The following is a 19788-nucleotide window of genomic DNA, read 5'->3' as shown; positions in this document are numbered from 1 at the left end:
TATACAGTAAGGCACAAAGTCATAAAAAGCATCTCAATTCGTTATTTTACAACAACGAACCGGGATGTTTTTTAATACCTAATGTAAAAGTTAACCACGTTTCAATAAAAAAATGTATGAATAAGGATATGAATAACGAGGAGGAAAAAACATATGAAAATTCTAGTTACAGGCGGAGCAGGATACATCGGAACTCATACATGCGTAGAACTATTAAATGCCGGATATGAGATAATCGTAGTTGACAATTTTTCAAACAGTAAACCAGAAGCTTTAAAACGTGTTCGTGAAATTACAGGAAAAGATTTTACATTTTATCAGGCAGATATATTAGATAAAGAGATGCTAGATACTATTTTTGGTGAAAATCAGATTGATGCCGTTATCCATTTTGCAGGATTGAAGGCGGTAGGAGAGTCGGTTACGTTACCACTTTGGTATTATCATAATAACATTACAGGTACTCTTGTATTATGTGAAGTCATGAAAAAGCATGGTGTAAAGAAAATGGTCTTCAGTTCCTCAGCAACAGTATATGGAATGGCAGAACAAGTACCGATTTCCGAAAATTTTTCACTTGGAGCGACGAATCCTTATGGGCGCACAAAACAGATAATTGAAGAAATATTACGTGATCTGTATGTGTCTGACCATGAGTGGAGTATTGCTCTTTTACGTTACTTTAATCCAATTGGAGCACATAAAAGCGGGCGAATTGGGGAAGATCCAAAAGGTATTCCAAATAATCTTATCCCGTACATTACACAAGTAGCTGTTGGAAAGCTAAATGAATTAAGCGTTTTTGGGAATGACTATCCAACGCAAGATGGTACAGCTGTAAGAGATTATATACATGTTGTAGATCTTGCAATGGGACATTTGAAAGCGCTCGAAAAGATATCGAGATCTCAAGGAGTAGAAGCGTATAATTTAGGAACCGGATGTGGTTATAGTGTATTGGAAATGGCTACTGCCTTTGAAAAAGCATCAGGTAAGAAAGTTCCATATAGAATTGTAAATCGTCGTCCAGGTGATGTAGCTATTTGTTATGCGAATGCATCAAAGGCTAAACTAGAGTTGGGATGGGTTGCTCAAAAAGGAGTCGAAGAGATGTGCGAAGATTCATGGAGATGGCAGTTTAATAATCCAAATGGTTATGCCAAATAAAATTATATGATATATATACAAGTTAACAAGACGACATAAAAACCTCCTTTCTTTTTTAGGGGGGACGAGAGCATCTGGCCGCACATAGAAACGGTCAGAGCCTTTTCCTACCACATGCAATATTTAAAACAAAAGGAGGAAGCAAGTAGCGATCATGTTGTATTCTGCATAGCAGCGACTTATATGTCGAAAAATGAAAATGGCTATATATAAGGGATGTTAGAGAGTAAAAAATTGTTAGTAATAGAGGAGAAAATAAATACAAATCCCACTTGAAATAGCTAGAATTTGTATATGTAAACAGATTTTTCGAAAGAGGGGATTAAACATGAACATTTCTGAGAGATTAACTCAGCAGGAATTTAAAGAGATACTCATGTATATATACAAAAGAGGTCAAGAATCAAAAAATGTAGAAGTAAAACGTTTAATCGAAGAAATTAAACAATACCTCATTTCGATTATGTATACATCAAAATAATTTATAAATCTTAAAAAATTGGTTCTAAGATTTATTGTGAAATGATATGTATATAAACACCAATTGAAAAGATCGACATAAAATCGTTCATTTTAGATGAGAGAGAGCGTCTGATCATGCATACAAGCGATCAGGGCCTTTTTCTGCCATGTGCGAAGTGAAACAAGAGAGAAAGCAAGTGCAGGCTCCTTTTTCTGCATAGCAGCGACTTATATGTTGAAAAATGAAAATGGATGTATATATAACGAAAGCCTTTCATACTATTGATCTGTGAAAAGGCGCTTGCAAGAATCTTGGATAGGAGTATGATTATTAATGAAGCGAATTTTTGATTTACTGATTTCTTTGTTTTTATTATTGTGTTTATCTTCTGTTATCGTTGTAGTAGCCGTTTTGGTTAGATTAAAATTAGGATCACCTATAATATTTAAACAACAACGTCCAGGACTACATGGAAAACCGTTCTATCTTTACAAATTTCGCACAATGACTGATGAAAGAGATAATCAGGGTAAGTCCTTGCCGGATCAAGTGAGATTAACCACATTTGGTAAGTTTCTTAGGAAATGTAGTTTAGATGAATTGCCGCAACTTATAAATGTTGTGAAAGGTGACATAAGTTTAGTAGGACCGCGACCATTATTAATGGAATACTTACCTTTATATTCTAGTGAACAAGCTAAAAGACATGATGTAAAGCCTGGGATTACTGGGTGGGCACAAGTGAATGGAAGAAATGCAATTACTTGGGAAGAAAAATTCAAACTAGATGTATGGTATGTAAATAATCAATCTTTTTTAATCGATATGAAGATATTATTTCTTACACTAATAAAAGTGTTTAAATCAGAAGGAGTAAATCAAGATGGTCATGTAACAATGGAACGTTTTACGGGTATCAAATAGACTGTGAGAGAAGGTAGTGAATGAAAATTGTAATGATTGGACAAGGTGGTCACAGTAAAGTTATACAGGATATTATTTTATCAAACAAGGAATATGAAATTGTTGGATATTTAGATGATCGATATGAAGATATAACTAGAGTAGATAATATTTATTTCGGCCCGATTTCAACTGCCTATGAAATGATTAACGATGTTAATCAAATAAAATTTGTTATTGCAATAGGGAATAATAAAGTTAGAAAAAAAATTGCCGAAAAATTGAGTCTGTCTGACAATTTTTATGCCACGTTAATACATAAAACAGCCGTTATAAGTCCGAATGCTAAGATAGGAAACGGTACAGTTGTTATGCCGCATGCGGTGATTAATGCTGATACTCGAATTGGCAATCACTCTATTATAAATACGGGTTCTATTGTTGAACATGACAATATATTAGGGGATTTTGTGCATATTTCTCCTCATGCTACACTTACAGGTTCTATCATCATCGAAGAAGGGACACATATAGGGGCAGCGGCTACTCTTATTCCAAGTGTTAAAATCGGAGAATGGTCTGTTATTGGAGCAGGAGCTGTTGTGATAAATGACATTCCCCCTAATTGTACAGCCGTTGGTATCCCTGCCAAAGTTATTAATGAATTGAGTTACTAGGAGTGATAAAAATGGTAATAACACAACAAAAAAACCGAATCTTTCTCTCTACTCCGCATATGAGCGGCAATGAACAAAAATATATTCAAGATGCCTTTGATACAAACTGGATTGCTCCTCTTGGGCCAAATGTGGATGCTTTTGAAGAAGAACTCGCATCTTTTGTTGGAACTAGAGATGCTGCAGCGGTTAGTTCAGGTACTGCCGCTATCCATTTAGCTCTGCGGTTATTAGATGTTCAAAAAGGGGATAAAGTGTTTTGTTCAAGTCTTACTTTTATAGCGAGTGCCAATCCAATTATGTATTTAGGGGCTGAACCAGTATTTATCGATTCAGAGCCAGAAACATGGAACATGTCGCCGCAAGCTTTAGAACGTGCGCTTTCTGATGCTCATAAAGAAGGTAAATTGCCAAAAGCTATTATCACTGTTAACTTATATGGGCAGAGCGCAAAAATGGATGAGATTTGTTCTTTATGTAATAAATATAATGTTCCTATTATTGAGGATGCAGCGGAATCTTTAGGTTCTACATATAAAGGAAAAGCCAGTGGTACATTTGGGAAATTTGGTATTTATTCTTTTAATGGCAACAAAATTATTACAACTTCTGGTGGAGGAATGCTTGTTTCTGATGATGTTGAGGCATTAAAGAAAGCGCGTTTTTTTGCAACCCAAGCAAGGGATGTAGCACCGCATTACCAGCATAGCGAGATGGGATATAACTATCGAATGAGTAATATATTAGCTGGTATTGGAAGAGCTCAATTAGAGGTGTTAGAAGATAGAGTGAAGGCTAGAAGATTAATATTTGCACGATATTACCAGGAATTATCTAGTATACCTGGATTTTACTTTATGCCTGAATTAGAAAATACTCAGTCGAATCGTTGGCTCACAGCTTTAACAATCAATGAAAAAGAAACGGGTATATCTATTCAATCATTATTGGAGGCTTTAGCTGAAGAGAATATTGAAGCTCGTCCTGTGTGGAAGCCGCTTCACATGCAACCGCTTTTTGAAGGGATGAAATATTATTCTCATAGCGAAAATGACCATGTGGCTGAACAATTATTTAAAACAGGTATTTGTCTTCCTTCTAGTTCCAACATGACAGAGATAGAGCAACAAAGGGTTATTCAATGTATTAAAAATCTTTTATAAAATAAAAGAACCTTCTGAATGAGGTGTGTAAATTCAGAAGGTTCTTTTTACCCGAAAGGGGGTTAAATACGAGAAAAAGCAGAGGGATCTATCTTCTTTTCATGAAGGCCTTCCTTTTGGTTAATTTTTCTTTTAATTGAATGTAAAGGAAATCCCTGTATAAAATATGATTATAAGTATATATGAATATTATATTGATTGCTTTTTGTCTTTTTGTATGCAAATATTAAAAGTGAAAACATAATGCTGAACTGAATCTCCTGGCTAAATTGTATAAGTACAAGGAAGTGTATATTCAATGGTGTGCAACTTATGATCTATTTTACGTTACTACTTCTTAATAAGTTTACGTTTTTTACGAAATATATAAGTGCAAATTGAAAAATCGACATAAAACTTTTCTTATTTAGGTGGGAGAAAGCATCTGAACATGTACAGAAGCGGTCAGGTGCTGTTTCTGTCACATATGCAGGTGCCTCTTTTTTCTGCATAGCAGCAATCTATATGTCGAAAAATCAAAATGGATTTATATAGTTTCCCTTACATTATAGGATATAGAAAAATAGGACTAAGGAGCATTTATAGAGGGAGGACTATAAACGGATGATTGGGAGAAATATTTATCAATTTCGAAAGAAAAGGGGACTTACTTTATCCGAATTAGCAGAAAGGGCTGGAATTTCAAAATCCTATTTAAGTAATATTGAAAGAAGTATAAACCAGAACCCGTCTATCCAAGTGATGGAAAAGATAGCGTTGGTATTAGAAGCAGATCTCAATACATTACTCGAAACGAAAACAAATACGGAAACAAAACAGCAGATTGAAGAAGAGTGGGTTGATTTTGTGTATGAATTAAAAAAGGCAGGGATTAATAAAGAAAAGCTCGGGGATTATAAAATATTAATTGATTTTATTAAGTGGCAGAATTCAGCGATAGATAAGTGAAAAAATGGTTTATTCTTTTTTATTATTCTGGTACGAAATGTGTTAAGTAGCTTATCTATATTTAAAAATTGCACATAAAAAGATTGATTTCCTTTCATTCTCTAATATTATCACTTAGTAGAACAACGAAGACTAATTCCTCTTATGATGACACGAATTTTTTATTCGTATATACATGTTCTGTACAGCTTGTTTATTATGTTGACAGTAACATTCTAATTATTTTTTCACCTAAGATTGTAAGCGTTTTTACGAAACATAACAGTATTACCCCATCTCAAAGTTCGAAAGAAAATAAAGAAGTTATGCGGGAGATAAACTACTGGTAAATATCTACTTAGATGTGATTGAGCTCCCGTTGATGGAAATTTTAGTTTATTTTTATAATTTACTCCTGTAAAATAAAGGGAATAAAAAGAATGCAGAATATTCGAATAATTTTGTTAGTATTTAAATTGCAAAAAGGAAGGGGGGATGAATAGTTCTGTAGTTATATTTATTTTGAATTATATAAAAAAAATATTTACAAATAGAATATCATTATATAAAATGAAAACAAGTTCGTTATACAGAACGAAGATAAACCAAAATGTTTACCTTCAGGAAAATATATTCGTTTAAACAAGAGAATGTACATTCTTAACCCAGTCTGTATCCAAAGGGTTGAAGAAATGGATAAAATATACTTTTGAGACGAAAATTCTCTATAATGAACTTCAGCGATAAAAACTTTTTTGCTGAAAATATGGGATATGAATTGACATAACAAAAAGGAAATGATAGTTTATATCTTGTAATCGTTCTTTTTACAGAACAAAAATAGTAATATAATAAAAATTATATGCATAGAATCAGTTCGTAGATTTTATTTGTGATATTTATTGAACAAAACAGAATTGTTCTTTAAATAGAACGAATATAAGCAATAATAATATAGAGGATTAATTACATATTAGCGATTATTTATCCCGTGTCAGTAATCCTTACCTTCAGATTCTGAGGAATCCATAGAAAATAGGTGGAGATGAAGAAAACCTCATTGATAGACGTCTCACATTATCCGATTGGATTTTACTTATTTGCTGCAAAACAGGAGGAAAAAATGAGTGCTATAACTGGAATTTTACATTTTAACAACGAGTCTATACCGATTGAATACGGCATTAGATTAATGAGGGATTTACAAAAATATCCCGCTGATGATGTTCAAATATGGCACAAAGAAAGCGTTTTCCTTGGCTGTCACGCACAATGGATCACACCGGAGTCTATTGGTGAACAATTGCCTTTTTATGATTACCAAAGGAAATTGGCGATTACAGCAGATGCTATAATCGATAATCGTGAGGAGTTATTCGAGAGGTTACAAGTGGATTATGCTGATAGAAAAAAGATAACAGATAGTCAGTTAATTTTGCTTTCCTATCAAAAGTGGGGGGAAGAAGCTCCTAAGTATTTGGTAGGCGATTTTGCTTTTATGATTTGGGATGAGCGAAATCGAAAAATGTTTGGAGCAAGAGACTTTTCTGGGAGCCGAACTCTGTATTATTGCTCCAATCAACAACAATTTGCTTTTTGTACGACAATACAGCCATTGCTGTCTTTACCTTATGTTCAAAAGCAATTAAATGAACAGTGGCTTGCTGAATATTTGGCTATATGTGGAATGGTTGATGTAGCCGATACCACTATAACGCCTTATAAAAATATAGAACAAGTACCACCATCTCATAGCATTATAGTAGTTGGGAATAAAGTAACGCTTTCGAGATATTGTACGCTAGTTCCAGAAAGAAAGCTTCGCTTAAAGTCAAATGAAGAGTATGTAGAAGCATTTCAAGAAGTTTTTCAAGAGGCTGTTACATCTCGAGTACGAACTCACCGACAAGTTGGAGCACAGTTAAGCGGAGGATTGGATTCGGGTTCTATTGCGAGCTTTGCTGCCAAAGTTTTACGTGAAGAAAACAAACCATTACATACATTTAGCTACATACCATCAAATGATTTTGAGGATTTTACACCTAAACATCTAATGCCGGATGAGCGACCGCTTATTAAAGAAACGGTACGATATGTAGGAGGTATAGAAGACAATTATTTAGATTTTAAGGGAAGGGATCCATTTTCTGAAATAACGGATTTCCTCGGAATAATGGAGATGCCATATAAATTCTTTGAGAATTCTTTTTGGATGAAAGGAATGTTTGAGGAAGGGTACAAGGAAGACGTTGGAGTCCTTTTAAATGGTGGAAGAGGAAATCTATCTATATCATGGGGATCAGCTCTGGATTATTATGCTCTTCTTTTAAAAAGGCTAAAGTGGATTCGCCTAGCCCAAGAATTGCATCAATATAGTAAAAATGTAGGTGGAGCTCGATTGCGGAGGTTACCATTCATTGCGAGGTTGGCATTTCCGTCTATTGATCGACTATTCTCATCAGATACGCCGTATATATTTCCGATGGTAATTAATCCGGATTTTGCAAAAAAGATGGATGTGTTTAATAAACTTAGGGAATATGGAATTGATGAAACGGGATGGTTTTCTGCAGCGAACATATATGAACAAAGAAAAAGTCACTTTGAAGAGTTGTTTCACTGGAATGCAAGTAATACAGTGGCAACAAAATTGTCATTGCACTACTCATTGTGGAAACGCGATCCAAGTAATGACATACGTGTGATTCGTTATTGTTTATCTGTACCAGAAGAACAATATGTACAAAATGGATTGGATCGTGCGTTGATTCGTAGATCTACCGAAAAGTATTTGCCTGATAAAGTACGATTAAATCAACACATTCGAGGTGTACAAGGAGCAGATTGGGTTCATCGAATGAGTCCAGACCAAAAAGCTTTAGAATTTTTAGATGGTCAAGCAATAAAGAAAGCGCTATTAAAAGCTCAAGAGGGGCCTCTTTTAGAACGTGCAATCGATCCTGATTATAAGATTTTAATGCGTAGCTTAATTGTTTATCGATTTATTCAACAATTTACTTGAAAGGAGGTGAGAATATGAAAAAGGAATGGCAACAACCTGTATTAGAAGTACTTGATGTTAACATGACAATGGCTTCAACAGTTTATGGTCCATATACTGATGAAGCATATAACCCTGGTCACCCTGTTGATCCAAAAGATCCTAATACTTGGAACCGCTTTACTAGCTGAGTAAGGAGTAGCATATACAATTTATCTTACTGAATGTATATCTATGAAACTATGTAAAATGTTCTTATTTTTAAGTTCGTATATGCTAAAAAGACCTTTATACTTTTTTATTGTATAAAGGTCTTTCATTTAACCATGGATATATTGGAGTGAAAATAATGCTAGAAACTGGAAAAAAGGTTATGTATAAAGCCTTTGATTTCAAAATTTCAAGTGATATTCCTTTGCCGGAATTACATCAAATAAATGAACAAGAGGTTTCAATAGACATTGAAATTCTAATTGATAATATATCGAGTTTTCCCTCTGAATTAGTAGATACACCATTTAAACATGTTGTTAAAGATGATCAAGTGATGTTTTATGTTCCTGATGTAGGTTTTTTTTCCGCTCAAGAGGGAAAAAGGATAACAGTTTGCCCACTCGATGGTGCTGATGATAGTTTGGTCCGTCTCTATATTCTTGGAACGTGTATGGGTGTAATATTGATGCAAAACAAAATACTTCCTCTGCATGGCAGTGCTGTAGTAATTGATGGGAAAGCATATGCTTTTGTAGGTGAGTCAGGGGCTGGAAAGTCGACGTTGGCTTCAGCTTTTTTAAAGAGAGGATATAAACTTCTAAGTGATGATGTAATCGCTGTATCTCTTTCTCATGAGAATGTTCCTTTTGTCACACCATCTTATCCACAGCAAAAGTTGTGGCAAGAGAGTCTTGATAATTTTGGTATGGATAAAAGTCAATATAAATCAATATATGGTAGAGAAAATAAATATAGTGTCCCAGTTTCTTCTCATTACTTTTCTACCCCAGTACCACTTGCGGGTGTATTTGAACTAGTGAAGACAGAGAACGAAATAGTTGAGATACAACAAGTTGAAAAACTTGAACGTTTACATACCATTTTCCGTCAAACTTATCGTAATTTTATTATTCCACGTTTAGGATTAATGGATTGGCACTTTCACATCTCTACAAATATTGTAAATAAGCTGGCTGTTTATCGATTATGTCGACCGTTGTCTGGATTTAGTGCTCCGCAACTAGTTGACCTAGTAATAAACACTGTAAATAAAGGAGAATAAGTGATGTCGAAAAAACAGGATATTTTATTAAATCAATTTATTACACAAGTCCCAGGGAATATAGTAAGTGATATGGATGGAGAAAAAGTGATGTTAAGTATTTCTAATGGGAAATACTACAATTTAGGTGAAGTAGGTGGAACTATATGGGGGCTTATAGAGAAACCAATATCGGTTACTAAAGTGATTACTGAATTAATGCAAGAGTATGAGATAGATCAATCTACATGTGAAAAGCAAGTTATTTCTTTTTTAGAGCTCTTGTTAGATGAAGCTTTGATTGAAATCGTAGAAGAGGCAGCCGAGTAGTCTAGTATTTTATCCTAGATAAGAAGTAGGGAAGTGTGTATGAATATAATAAAAAAGATACGAACGTTTCTTTCATTAGATATGAAAACAATGTTTTTATTTATAGAGGCTTATATTTATTTGGGATGGGCTCGTATTCTTAAAGGTAGGCCATTCTCTAAGATTGCTCCTACACTAGGTGTTCCTATGAATGAAACATCTTTAAGTTATAATGAGTCTAATAAATTCGTATTGAGAGATATTTCCGAAGCAATACATATTATGAGCCGTCATACCTTTTGGGAAAGTAAGTGTCTTGTAAGGGCAATAGCTGGTATGAAAATGCTAGAGAGACGACAAATGGAGAGTACACTATATTTAGGAACTGCGAAGGATGAAAACGGAAATATGATTGCTCATGCATGGTTGCGTAGCGGTCCTTTTTATATTACTGGAGCAGAAGAAATGAAGAGGTTCACTGTAGTTAGTAAATTTGCTAGAAAAATTGGTTAAAAAATCTTGAAGGAGAATATCATGCATAATAGTTGTGGGCTTGATTTAAGATGTGTGGCTAAGGAGCTCAAATTGCAGCTTGAAATCATGAAAAGAGAAACTGCTGCGGAGCTACAAGAAATCGATAAGGCTTGGTTTGCAAACATTGATTGGGATAAATTTCTCGAATTAACAATGCATCACCGTGTTTATTCGTTCATTTATCCAAAGATGAAAGAGCTGGATGAAAAGTTGATTCCTGTACATGTCATGCAAACTTTACATCAATATTTTAAGATGAATACATTTCAAATGCTTTATTTAAGTGCAGAAATGGAACAAGTGAGTAAATTGTTTGCTCAAAACGAAATTCGTCTCCTTGTTTTAAAAGGTCCTGTACTTGCTGATGATCTTTATGGTGATATTTCTCTACGTACCTCGAGTGATTTGGATGTTCTCATTCCTTTACATAATCTTGATAGAGCGGAAGAACTTTTATTAAACCTTGGCTATGTTAAAGATGATTATATTGAGAGCGTTTTAAACGACTGGAAATGGAGACATCATCATGTAACATATGTTCATCCTCAGAAGAACATTAAGATCGAAATTCATTGGAGATTAAATCCTGGTCCAGGAAAGGAACCACATTTTGAGGAACTATGGAATCGAAAGAGAATAAGTTCTCTTACTAGTACCCCTGTTTACATTTTAGGTAGAGAGGATCTATTTTTATTTCTAGTTTCTCATGGTGCACGTCATGGCTGGTCAAGGCTGCGTTGGTTAGTAGACATTAATCAAATTGTAAAGCAACAACTTGATTGGGAAAAAACTATTAAGTTATTGAAGAAAAATTATTACTTCCATATAGGTGGTCAAGCATTGTTTTTAACTTCGCAGTTACTAAAAACTCCATTAATTGAAGAAGTGGAACCATTGTTATCTGGAAACCGTCCGAAGACGTTAGCGCAGGAAGCAGTATTTTATTTGGAAAGAATGGTGAACTTACATACAGATCCAGTTCCAGATGATGTAGCAATGTACCATAGTCGTCACTTATTTTCATTAATGTCTTATCAGCAAAAGTTTTTATATACTATGAGTTGCCTTTATCCCTATCCAATTGATGCTGAAACATTGCCGTTACCTAAGCAACTTCATATGTTGTACTTTCCTTTACGTCCTATTTTATGCATCTGGAGAAGAGTAAGAAAGCACGAATTATCATGAGGAGGACAAAATAGTGGAACATCTCTTATATTTTGCAAAGAAGTTACATTCTTTTTCTGGGAAAATATTGTATATAAATTTATTAGGGATGGCTTTAGTCAGTCTTTTGGAGGGAATAGGAATTCTTTTATTAATTCCTATGATAAGTATCAGTGGAGTTGTAAAAGTAAATAATGGTTCAACTCCAGTTCCAGAGATGTTTAAATTTCTGCACAATATTCCTGAAACAATAAGTTTGTTGCTTATTTTAGGCATTTATATCTTTTTGGTAATAGCTCAGTCCCTCTTACAGCAAAATCTTACCCTTCGCAATACAAAAATTCTTATAAATTTTACAAATCATATAAGATTGGAAATTTATCGTGCTTTATTACAGGCTAATTGGACTTTCTTTGTGAAAAAGAGGAAGTCTGATCTTATCAGTGCAATGACCGATGAATTAGGACGCGTTGTAAATGGAACAAATTTATTTTTTCAGATGTTAACTGCTCTTATTTTTACACTAATACAGTTTGGAATCGCCTTATGGTTATCTGTAAAGATAACAATTTTTGTACTATTCGCTGGTTTAGTACTTGCCTATTTTTCTAGACATTTTATAAAAAAGTCAAGAGCGCTAGGAAATCGAACATCTGAGATAGCCAGAAGTTATCTTGGGGGTATAACAGACTATTTTAATGGAGTTAAAGATATTAAAAGTAATATGTTGGAAGAGTCTAGATATACATGGTTGCATACTTGGTGCCAAAAGATAGAGCAAGAGCAACTGGCATTTATTAAATTGAAAAATAGCTCACAACTTTTTTATAAAGTTACATCGTCTATTCTAATTGCATTTCTTGTTTTTGCATCTGTAAAACTATTCCAAGCTCAGCCAGCGCAATTAATATTAATTATCCTTATTTTTTCTAGATTATGGCCGCGATTTACAACTATTCAGTCTAACCTGGAACAACTTGCTGCAAGTGTTCCTGCTTTTAAGTCTTTAATCGAATTGCAGGAAGAATGCAACAAAGCCGCGGAACTGCAGGATATAGAACGACAATACAAAGATGTAAAACCGATGTCTATAGAACAAGGAATTGAATGCCGGAATATGTATTTCCGCTACAACTCGCAGGAATCCTTATATGCTCTTCGAAATATCAATTTCGAGATACCTTCCAACTGCATGACGGCTATTGTCGGTCCTTCGGGAGCTGGAAAAAGTACCTTAATTGATATTTTAATGGGACTCATGCAGCCAGAAAAAGGACAAATATTAATAGATGGTACTCCGCTCACAAGTGATAATTTATTGTCATTAAGAAAATCTATTAGTTATGTTCCGCAGGATCCATTTTTATTCAATGCAAGCATAAGAGAAAATTTGTTGATGATTGAACCAAATGCAAGTGAAGAACAAATTTGGGAAGCGTTGGAATTTTCGGCAGCTGCTGAATTTGTACGAAGACTTCCGCAAGGACTGGATACATTCATTGGAGATCGCGGAGTGAGGCTTTCTGGAGGCGAACGACAGCGACTTGTACTAGCACGAGCTATTTTAAGAAAACCTTCGATTCTAGTGCTAGATGAAGCGACAAGTGCGTTAGATACGGAAAATGAAGCGAAAATTCAAACTGCTCTAGAAAGATTAAAAGGAAAGATGACTATTATCGTTATTGCCCACCGTTTATCAACGATACGTAATGCTGATCAAGTGCTTGTATTAGACAAGGGAGAAATCGTTCAAAAAGGAGCCTTTATCCAATTGGCAAAAGAAAAAAAAGGTATGTTTAGTAAGCTGTTAGGAAATCAGGTAGAAGTTAGCGTCTAGAGATAGTAGGTATTAGTAGCACGTCTTGACAGAACTAAATAAATACAAATTGAAAAAACGACATGAAAATTTTCTCTTTTTAGGCAGTCGAGAGCATCTGGTCATGCATAGAAGCGGCCAGGGCCTATTCCTGCCACATGCAAGGTAAAAGAAAAAGGTAAAGAAAGTGCAGGTTATGCTTTGTTCTGCATAGCAGAGACTTATATGTTAAAAAATTAAAATGAATTTATATAGCGGTAGATTGTAATATTTATGTGATGATTCCAGAAGAGTATGAAAAAGCGAATATAGTTATATTGATAAGCGGTTTTTAGGAAAAGAGGGATGTCTTCAGTTCGCATATACTTAAGACCTTCCTCTTTTTTATATTTTTGTTTGAAATAACTGCGCTTTCGCATGGGTTACTCCCGATTTTCTTTAAGGGAACAGCTTGCTGCATTGCATTATGCATTGTACCGTGGATAATTTCTACTGTACGTTTACTATACCCTTTATCAGTTAAGTAATTGATAAAATTTTGGTACATCATAGGTTTAATCTCTTTTAAATTGATATTCTTAAAATATGGAATTAAATGTTTCTCAATATTACGCTCATAAAAGCCCTAGCTTTAATATAGCTAAGGCTTTTATGAGGGTACATTTTGAATAGACTATGCGCTTTTCATAAAAAAATTTAACATGTATTTCATTGAATTTTTATAGATGGATTTTACAATTAATCGAACAAGTGAATTAGAAAAACATAATTGGATTATAGGCTTGTATTAAAAAGAGCACCGTTTTATAAGTGCTCTTTTTAGGGAAGGTGCTATGAGAAAAAATAAGGTGTGAAAAGCGATGCGTATAGTCTAAGCTTAATATAATTTATGTTTTTCTTTTTCAAATGTGCTATACAAACAAGTTCGTCTTTTTGATTAACAATCATGATTTTGGCTAATAGCTAAGCCGCTAAAAGAAATAGGTCCAACAACGTCTGCACGTGTATTATTAGTAAGGTTTTCGACCGTTAAAGTATAAACGTGAGATCCAGAATGTAAATTCTTATCGATGGCTTGAAATGTTTCAATGTAAAATTGTTCAGAGTCAGCGGATTCAATTCCAGCTTGTGCGTTAAAAATCTCTTTGTCATCACGAAAAATTTTAAACAGAATTTGTGCAATGCCAGTTATACCTTTAACACCGACTGTGCCGATTAATTCTACTTTATTTTCATGTGAATCACTTTTCGAAATTCGTAATTTAATGGAAGCTAGCTTTAATTTTTGAGGAGAGTGTGGGATTTCAAAAGTAACTTCATTGACTTTACTAATCGGTTGGATAGCTTGAAAATCAATAATATGAGTCATATAATTCACCTCCTGTTTGTACATAATACAATATGAAATTAGTAATTAAGTGGCTTGGACATATATTATAAATTTTTTAGTTAAATACTTTTTTATAGAAATGAACAATTAATAATGGGAAAGAGTCAACGAGATAAAGGAGCAAGACGTGAAAGGGAATTTTTTAGTTTAATGGGAGGGCTCGTGTGCCGCTTTCTAGTGCGGTGTAACCGTCAAGTAGAATTGGTTCTTACACTAATTTGAGGAAAGTTTGTACAGCACTTTACAAATGTAGTTATCGTTTTTTCAATAGGATGTTAGAGTTGATATAGGACACGTTTCTGCAATAAGGAAAAGTCTGCTTTACCGTAAAGTAAAATGTTCTGTATACAAGTTCATCAATAAGGACGCCGTCAGTATATGACTTTTTATTCCACATTAATGAGAAGTTAGCTCCTCACCTCAAGATTGTGAGAGAAGTGAGGGATAAAATTGCAGGCATGCACCCGATTTGGTGAAATTTCCATCAGTGGGAGATGAAAAACCCCCACTGATGAAAGTTTCACTTTATTCTCTTTGCTTTGAAGTATTAAACATTTTGGGGAGAGTCACGAACCGTGCTCCGTTAGATGTAAGGTCAGGAATAAATCGGTCGAGAGCGTCTACGGACCCCTGTAAATTCTCCCCTGGCGCAGTGTGCTGCAAGAGGATACTTCCAGGAAAAGCATTCCCTAATACTTTGTTAGTAACTTCTTTGGCAGTTAAGCCTTTCCAATCTAATGTATCTACACTCCATTGAATAATTATAAAGTTTTGTTCGGTAGCCCACTTCACTTGATTTTCATTTATAATCCCATAAGGAGGCCGGAAGAATTTGGGGGAGTATCCAGTTAGCTTTTGTAATATTTTTTCTGTATTTAAAACCTGTTCATGATATTGTTTATCATCTACTTTTATTAAATTAGGATGATTATAAGTATGATTTCCCACGATATGCCCTTCGTTAACAATCCGTTCTACAACTTTAGGATATCTTTCAGCATTTTCACCTAATAGAAAAAATGTCGCTTTTACACCATGTTTTTTCAATTTATCTAATACTTGAGGAGTGTAAAGAGTATCTGGACCATCATCGAATGTGAGAGCAACTTCAGCCTTGTTATAAGGTCCTGCAAACGCATATGCATATTTTTCTACCCATGAAAAAGGAGTCCATGAGCCTCTAACTGTCGGACTCTTTTGTGAGATAGGAACGTTCTCCACATAATTTAAAGGATAAAATGTATTTTGAACGAGTGGGTAAGGAATTTCTACAGAGGAAGTGTCACGTGGAATATTATAATAAGGAACATATTGAAAGGGAACTACTATTTGGTTTGGATAAAAATCGTACATCATTAAAATACCTCCTTAGAAAAGATAACAATCTCTTTAAAACTTTTATATGTCAATAATTGTAGTTTGGTTAGGAGAGAATGAAGAATTCCTCAATGAGAGAGATTTTCTCTGTTTTGTAAAAAAACGGAATAGTACCTTGTAATGTTCAATACTGAATGATATATTATAATTAATAAGGTATCTTGCATTGAATAGTACTGGATCGAGAGGAGAATTACCTTTGAATGTTCAATTTAAAAAAGGGGTATTGGAGCTTTGTGTTCTTGCACTTGTCAAGAAACGAGATTGCTATGGCTATGAATTAGTTCAGCAAATTTCAAATAAATTTTTAATATCAGAAGGATCCGTGTATCCTTTGCTGCGTCGTTTAACAAAAGAAGGGTACTTTCAGACATATTTAAAAGAATCATCGGAAGGGCCTCCGCGGAAATATTATCAGTTAACAAATCAAGGCGCAAAGCAGCTCTATACACTTGTGACAGAGTGGCATGATTTTGCAAAGGGAGTACAAGAAATTATTGAGGAGGTGTAGGGAATGACTAAAGAGAAATTTCTTCAAGAATTATCAGGACACCTTAGAAAGCTACCAGAAGAAGAACGGAACGATATTTTGTATGATTACGAGGAACATTTTCAATTCGGAATAGAAGAGGGGAAAACGGAGGAAGAAATTATAAAAGCGCTTGGTTCACCTAAAGCAATTGCTAAGGAAACATTAGCGTCTCATCGTTTGGAGCAGGTGAAGCATAATCCAACTTTTTCTAACGTAGCAAGAGCAATTGTAGCAATTATTGGACTTAGTTTTTTTAACTTGGTTGTTGTGTTAGGACCGCTCATAGCAATTGGGAGTCTTATTTTATCACTTTGGATAGTTAGTGCTGTATGTGTTTTCTCGCCAATACTTCTGTTAACAAAAATTGTTTTCGCTCAAATTTTTATTTTATCTGATGTATTTGTCTCTTTTATACTCTTCGGTGTTGGTTTACTTTTAGGGATTGCTGCGTATTATTGTACGATTTGGTTTACAAAGTTTTTTGTCAAATACGCTAATTGGAATTTAAAGGTGATCAAAGGGGAGTAGATGAGATGAGGAAAATTGTATTCATCGCAATTATTTGTATTGTAATCGGGGGAATTGGGTTATTTTTTACGGGGTCAGCCTTTTTTATGAAATCGCTGAATGGATCCGCAGAAGCAAAGAAATTGGAACAGAAACAATTTAAAAATGAGCAAATTAAAAACATTCATGTTGACACAGATGTTGGAGATGTTGTGATTGAAAAAGGCAAGACTGACTTATTTGAAGTTCGGTTTAACGGCGATCAGGAAAAGCGAAAGTTAGACGTAAATGAGAACGGTGAAATGTTACAAGTGGAAGTGAAAACGAAAAGGAAACATATATTCGATTTTTCTTTTTTTTCATTTGATTGGGAAGATGAAGGCCTTACAGTTATTGTGCCTGAACGTGTATATAATAAAATTGAAGCAAAGACAGCAGCGGGAACGATTCATGTGCAAGATATTCAAAGCGAAGATATATCTGTGCATTCAGCAGCGGGCGATGTGAAAATGAAGGAAATGAAAGCGCAAAATGTAAAAGTGTCATCTAGTGCGGGCGAGGTTGTTCTTCATGAAGTGGAAGGGAAAGTGCATGCAGAGGCAGCGGCAGGAAGTGTAGAGATAACGCAGCATAATCCAGAGTATAGTGTTGAGGCGGATTCGGCAGCAGGAGATGTCAGTATTCAGCTGCAGGAAATGCCGAAAGATGCTGTTGTGAAAGGAACTTCTCATGCAGGAGATGTTCAGATTTTCGGGAAAGAAAATAAAGAAATTACTTTAGGCAATGGAAAGGTACAGATTAGGGGGAAAACAGCAGCCGGCTCTGTGACAATCGAAGCGAATTAAAAACAGACCAAATTTGGTCTGTTTTTAATGTAAATGACGATAGACACCAATTACTTTTCCAATAACAGAAACGTTATCTAAAATAATAGGTTCTAAAGAAGAGTTCTCTGGCTGTAAGCGGAAATGATCTTTTTCTTTGTAAAAACGTTTTACCGTAGCTTCGTTGTCTTCTGTTAAAGCGACAACGATTTCACCATTGTATGCAGATTGCTGCTGGCGAACAACAACTAAGTCTCCGTCAAAAATCCCTGCTTCAATCATACTATCTCCAGAAATTCGTAACATAAATACTTGATCTGAGCCTGAAACGAGATTCGCTGGAAGTGGAAAATGTTCTTCTACACTTTCAACTGCTGTAATTGGTAAGCCGGCTGTAACTTTTCCGACAATTGGTACGTGAACGACTGATTGCGTATCTGCTTGGATATTGTCGTTTCCTAAAATTTCAATCGCTCTCGGTTTTGTTGGATCGCGGCGAATGTATCCTTTTTCCTCTAAGCGAGATAAATGTCCGTGCACAGTAGAGCTAGAAGCAAGGCCGACTGCCTGACCGATTTCACGTACGGAAGGTGGATAACCTTTTTCTTGAACTTTTTGTTTAATGAAGTCAAGAATGTCTTGTTGCCGTTTCGTTAACTTCTCCATATTTTCACACCTCGTTTTCTATAAATTTTCTTATTTGTATTATAACATGCAAGAAAACATTCTACAAACGTAAGTTCGAATAAAAGCTGCATTTATGGTAAAATATGATGTAAAAGGCGAGATAGAGAAGAGGGTATGAAATGAATGCGATTATTTATGCACGTGTGAGTACAACGAAAGAAGCGCAAGAAACATCATTAGTACGTCAAAAAGATGAATTATTGCATTTAGCTAGGCAGTATGACATGAATGTTGTAAGAGTAGTAGAAGAGAAAGCGAGCGGATATAGTATCGAACGAGATGGGATTTTAGAAGTGCTAGATGTCATTCGTGATGAACATGTTGATGTACTCCTTATTCAAGATGAAACGCGTCTTGGAAGAGGGAATGCGAAAATTGCCTTAATGCATTGTTTGAATAAAGAAGGAGTAAAAGTATATACACATGCACATAATGGCGAATTGCAGCTTTCTGATTCAGATTCAATGGTGCTTGATATTATTGGTATAGTAGAAGAATATCAGAGAAAGATTCATAATTTGAAGATTAAACGAGGAATGAAACGAGCTGTAGAAAATGGATTTCGTCCCGAAAAAAACTTGAAGAATCGGCATTTAAGCACAGGTCGTGAGAAAAAAGAAGTACCTATTGAAGAGATTGTTCGTCTGCGCCGCAATGAGTTAACATTTGAAGAAATTGCAGCAACGCTCCGTGGTTTTGGTCATAATGTATCAAAAGCAACGGTACATCGCCGGTATGTGGAATATACGAAGCAATTGCTTGATAAACAAGAGTAACTATTGTATGATAATAATCAGTTTGTAGTAGAAAGGGGATTCGAGATGCTAAGTCACGAACTCATTGAACGCATTAACTTCTTAGCGAAAAAAGCTAAAGCAGAAGGTTTAACGGAAGAAGAGCAACGTGAGCGTCAATCGCTCCGTGAACAATATTTAAAAGGCTTTCGTAAAAATATGTTAAACGAATTGAAATCAATCAAAGTCGTTAATGAAGAAGGTAAAGACGTTACGCCGAAGAAGTTAAAAGAATTAAAAAAACAAGATAAAGCAAAGTTAAATTAAAAGATGGGCGCAGCCCATCTTTTTTTAG

At 34.8% G+C, this 19788-nt stretch carries 21 protein-coding genes and 1 pseudogene; 18 read left to right on the top strand and 4 right to left on the bottom strand.

Annotation, left to right across the window (positions count from 1 at the left end):
- Positions 1-153: 153 nt before the first annotated feature.
- The 13 genes from galE (at position 154) to BM350_RS01045 (ending at position 13403) form a co-directional block, all read left to right on the top strand.
- Positions 154-1167: a UDP-glucose 4-epimerase GalE gene (gene galE / locus BM350_RS01095; protein WP_090913066.1), complete on the top strand. Its 1014-nt coding sequence runs from the start codon at positions 154-156 to the stop codon at positions 1165-1167.
- A 328-nt stretch (positions 1168-1495) separates the two neighbouring features.
- Positions 1496-1648 (top strand): YwzD family small protein, encoded by a 153-nt coding sequence (locus BM350_RS26680; protein WP_170857631.1) that lies wholly within the window; start codon positions 1496-1498, stop codon positions 1646-1648.
- Between the two features lie 315 nt (positions 1649-1963).
- Positions 1964-2554, top strand: a complete 591-nt coding sequence (locus BM350_RS01090) for a sugar transferase (RefSeq protein WP_090913068.1) — start codon at positions 1964-1966, stop codon at positions 2552-2554.
- Between the two features lie 20 nt (positions 2555-2574).
- Positions 2575-3210: an acetyltransferase gene (locus tag BM350_RS01085; RefSeq protein WP_090913070.1), complete on the top strand. Its 636-nt coding sequence runs from the start codon at positions 2575-2577 to the stop codon at positions 3208-3210.
- 11 nt (positions 3211-3221) lie between these two features.
- Positions 3222-4373, top strand: coding sequence for a DegT/DnrJ/EryC1/StrS family aminotransferase (locus BM350_RS01080; RefSeq protein ID WP_090913072.1), 1152 nt, complete (start codon positions 3222-3224; stop codon positions 4371-4373).
- 603 nt (positions 4374-4976) lie between these two features.
- Entirely contained in the window at positions 4977-5321 is a 345-nt protein-coding gene (locus BM350_RS01075) for a helix-turn-helix domain-containing protein (protein WP_090913074.1), read from the top strand.
- A gap of 1102 nt (positions 5322-6423) precedes the next feature.
- Positions 6424-8322: a lasso peptide isopeptide bond-forming cyclase gene (locus BM350_RS01070; RefSeq protein ID WP_090948199.1), complete on the top strand. Its 1899-nt coding sequence runs from the start codon at positions 6424-6426 to the stop codon at positions 8320-8322.
- A 14-nt stretch (positions 8323-8336) separates the two neighbouring features.
- Positions 8337-8492: a paeninodin family lasso peptide gene (locus tag BM350_RS25945; RefSeq protein WP_139207593.1), complete on the top strand. Its 156-nt coding sequence runs from the start codon at positions 8337-8339 to the stop codon at positions 8490-8492.
- Between the two features lie 158 nt (positions 8493-8650).
- Positions 8651-9577 carry an HPr kinase/phosphorylase gene (locus BM350_RS01065; protein WP_090913078.1) on the top strand — a complete coding sequence of 309 codons (927 nt, stop codon included), beginning with the start codon at positions 8651-8653 and terminating at the stop codon, positions 9575-9577.
- A 3-nt stretch (positions 9578-9580) separates the two neighbouring features.
- On the top strand, positions 9581-9886 hold the full coding sequence (locus BM350_RS01060; protein WP_090913080.1) for a lasso peptide biosynthesis PqqD family chaperone: 306 nt from the start codon (positions 9581-9583) through the stop codon (positions 9884-9886).
- A 39-nt stretch (positions 9887-9925) separates the two neighbouring features.
- Positions 9926-10378 carry a lasso peptide biosynthesis B2 protein gene (locus tag BM350_RS01055; RefSeq protein WP_090913082.1) on the top strand — a complete coding sequence of 151 codons (453 nt, stop codon included), beginning with the start codon at positions 9926-9928 and terminating at the stop codon, positions 10376-10378.
- A gap of 21 nt (positions 10379-10399) precedes the next feature.
- Positions 10400-11587, top strand: coding sequence for a nucleotidyltransferase domain-containing protein (locus tag BM350_RS01050; RefSeq protein ID WP_090913084.1), 1188 nt, complete (start codon positions 10400-10402; stop codon positions 11585-11587).
- 13 nt (positions 11588-11600) lie between these two features.
- Complete coding sequence (locus BM350_RS01045) at positions 11601-13403, top strand: ABC transporter ATP-binding protein (RefSeq protein ID WP_090913086.1); 1803 nt, start codon at positions 11601-11603, stop codon at positions 13401-13403.
- A gap of 278 nt (positions 13404-13681) precedes the next feature.
- Here the strand turns inward: BM350_RS01045 and BM350_RS01040 are convergent.
- The 3 genes and pseudogenes from BM350_RS01040 to BM350_RS01030 form a co-directional block, all read right to left on the bottom strand.
- Positions 13682-14001: pseudogene (locus BM350_RS01040) on the bottom strand (phage integrase SAM-like domain-containing protein); the annotation flags it as partial.
- Positions 14002-14319: 318 nt separating this feature from the next.
- A complete protein-coding gene (locus BM350_RS01035; protein WP_090913088.1) occupies positions 14320-14751 on the bottom strand; it encodes an exosporium protein C in 432 nt (143 codons plus the stop codon).
- A 546-nt stretch (positions 14752-15297) separates the two neighbouring features.
- Positions 15298-16125 (bottom strand): peptidoglycan-N-acetylglucosamine deacetylase, encoded by an 828-nt coding sequence (locus BM350_RS01030; protein ID WP_090913685.1) that lies wholly within the window; start codon positions 16123-16125, stop codon positions 15298-15300.
- A gap of 223 nt (positions 16126-16348) precedes the next feature.
- On the opposite strand from BM350_RS01030, the gene BM350_RS01025 reads away from it, so the two are divergent.
- From BM350_RS01025 to BM350_RS01015, 3 genes are read left to right on the top strand one after another with little or no spacing between them, the layout of a single operon-like run.
- Positions 16349-16660, top strand: a complete 312-nt coding sequence (locus tag BM350_RS01025; RefSeq protein WP_139207594.1) for a PadR family transcriptional regulator — start codon at positions 16349-16351, stop codon at positions 16658-16660.
- A 3-nt stretch (positions 16661-16663) separates the two neighbouring features.
- Entirely contained in the window at positions 16664-17209 is a 546-nt protein-coding gene (locus tag BM350_RS01020; RefSeq protein WP_090913092.1) for a DUF1700 domain-containing protein, read from the top strand.
- 5 nt (positions 17210-17214) lie between these two features.
- Positions 17215-18033 carry a DUF4097 family beta strand repeat-containing protein gene (locus tag BM350_RS01015; protein WP_090913095.1) on the top strand — a complete coding sequence of 273 codons (819 nt, stop codon included), beginning with the start codon at positions 17215-17217 and terminating at the stop codon, positions 18031-18033.
- A gap of 24 nt (positions 18034-18057) precedes the next feature.
- Here the strand turns inward: BM350_RS01015 and lexA are convergent, their stop codons facing one another.
- Positions 18058-18678 (bottom strand): transcriptional repressor LexA, encoded by a 621-nt coding sequence (lexA, locus tag BM350_RS01010; RefSeq protein WP_090913097.1) that lies wholly within the window; start codon positions 18676-18678, stop codon positions 18058-18060.
- A 140-nt stretch (positions 18679-18818) separates the two neighbouring features.
- Here lexA and BM350_RS01005 point away from each other — a divergent pair, with 140 nt between their 5' ends.
- Complete coding sequence (locus BM350_RS01005; RefSeq protein WP_090913100.1) at positions 18819-19475, top strand: YneB family resolvase-like protein; 657 nt, start codon at positions 18819-18821, stop codon at positions 19473-19475.
- 45 nt (positions 19476-19520) lie between these two features.
- Entirely contained in the window at positions 19521-19760 is a 240-nt protein-coding gene (locus BM350_RS01000) for a DUF896 domain-containing protein (RefSeq protein ID WP_090913102.1), read from the top strand.
- Positions 19761-19788: the final 28 nt, after the last annotated feature.

The sequence above is a fragment of the Bacillus sp. 103mf genome (genome assembly GCF_900116295.1).
Taxonomy (GTDB): domain Bacteria; phylum Bacillota; class Bacilli; order Bacillales; family Bacillaceae_G; genus Bacillus_A; species Bacillus_A bruguierae.
Note: the sequence above shows the minus strand (reverse complement) of the source record. Positions and strands in the feature narration are given on the sequence as shown.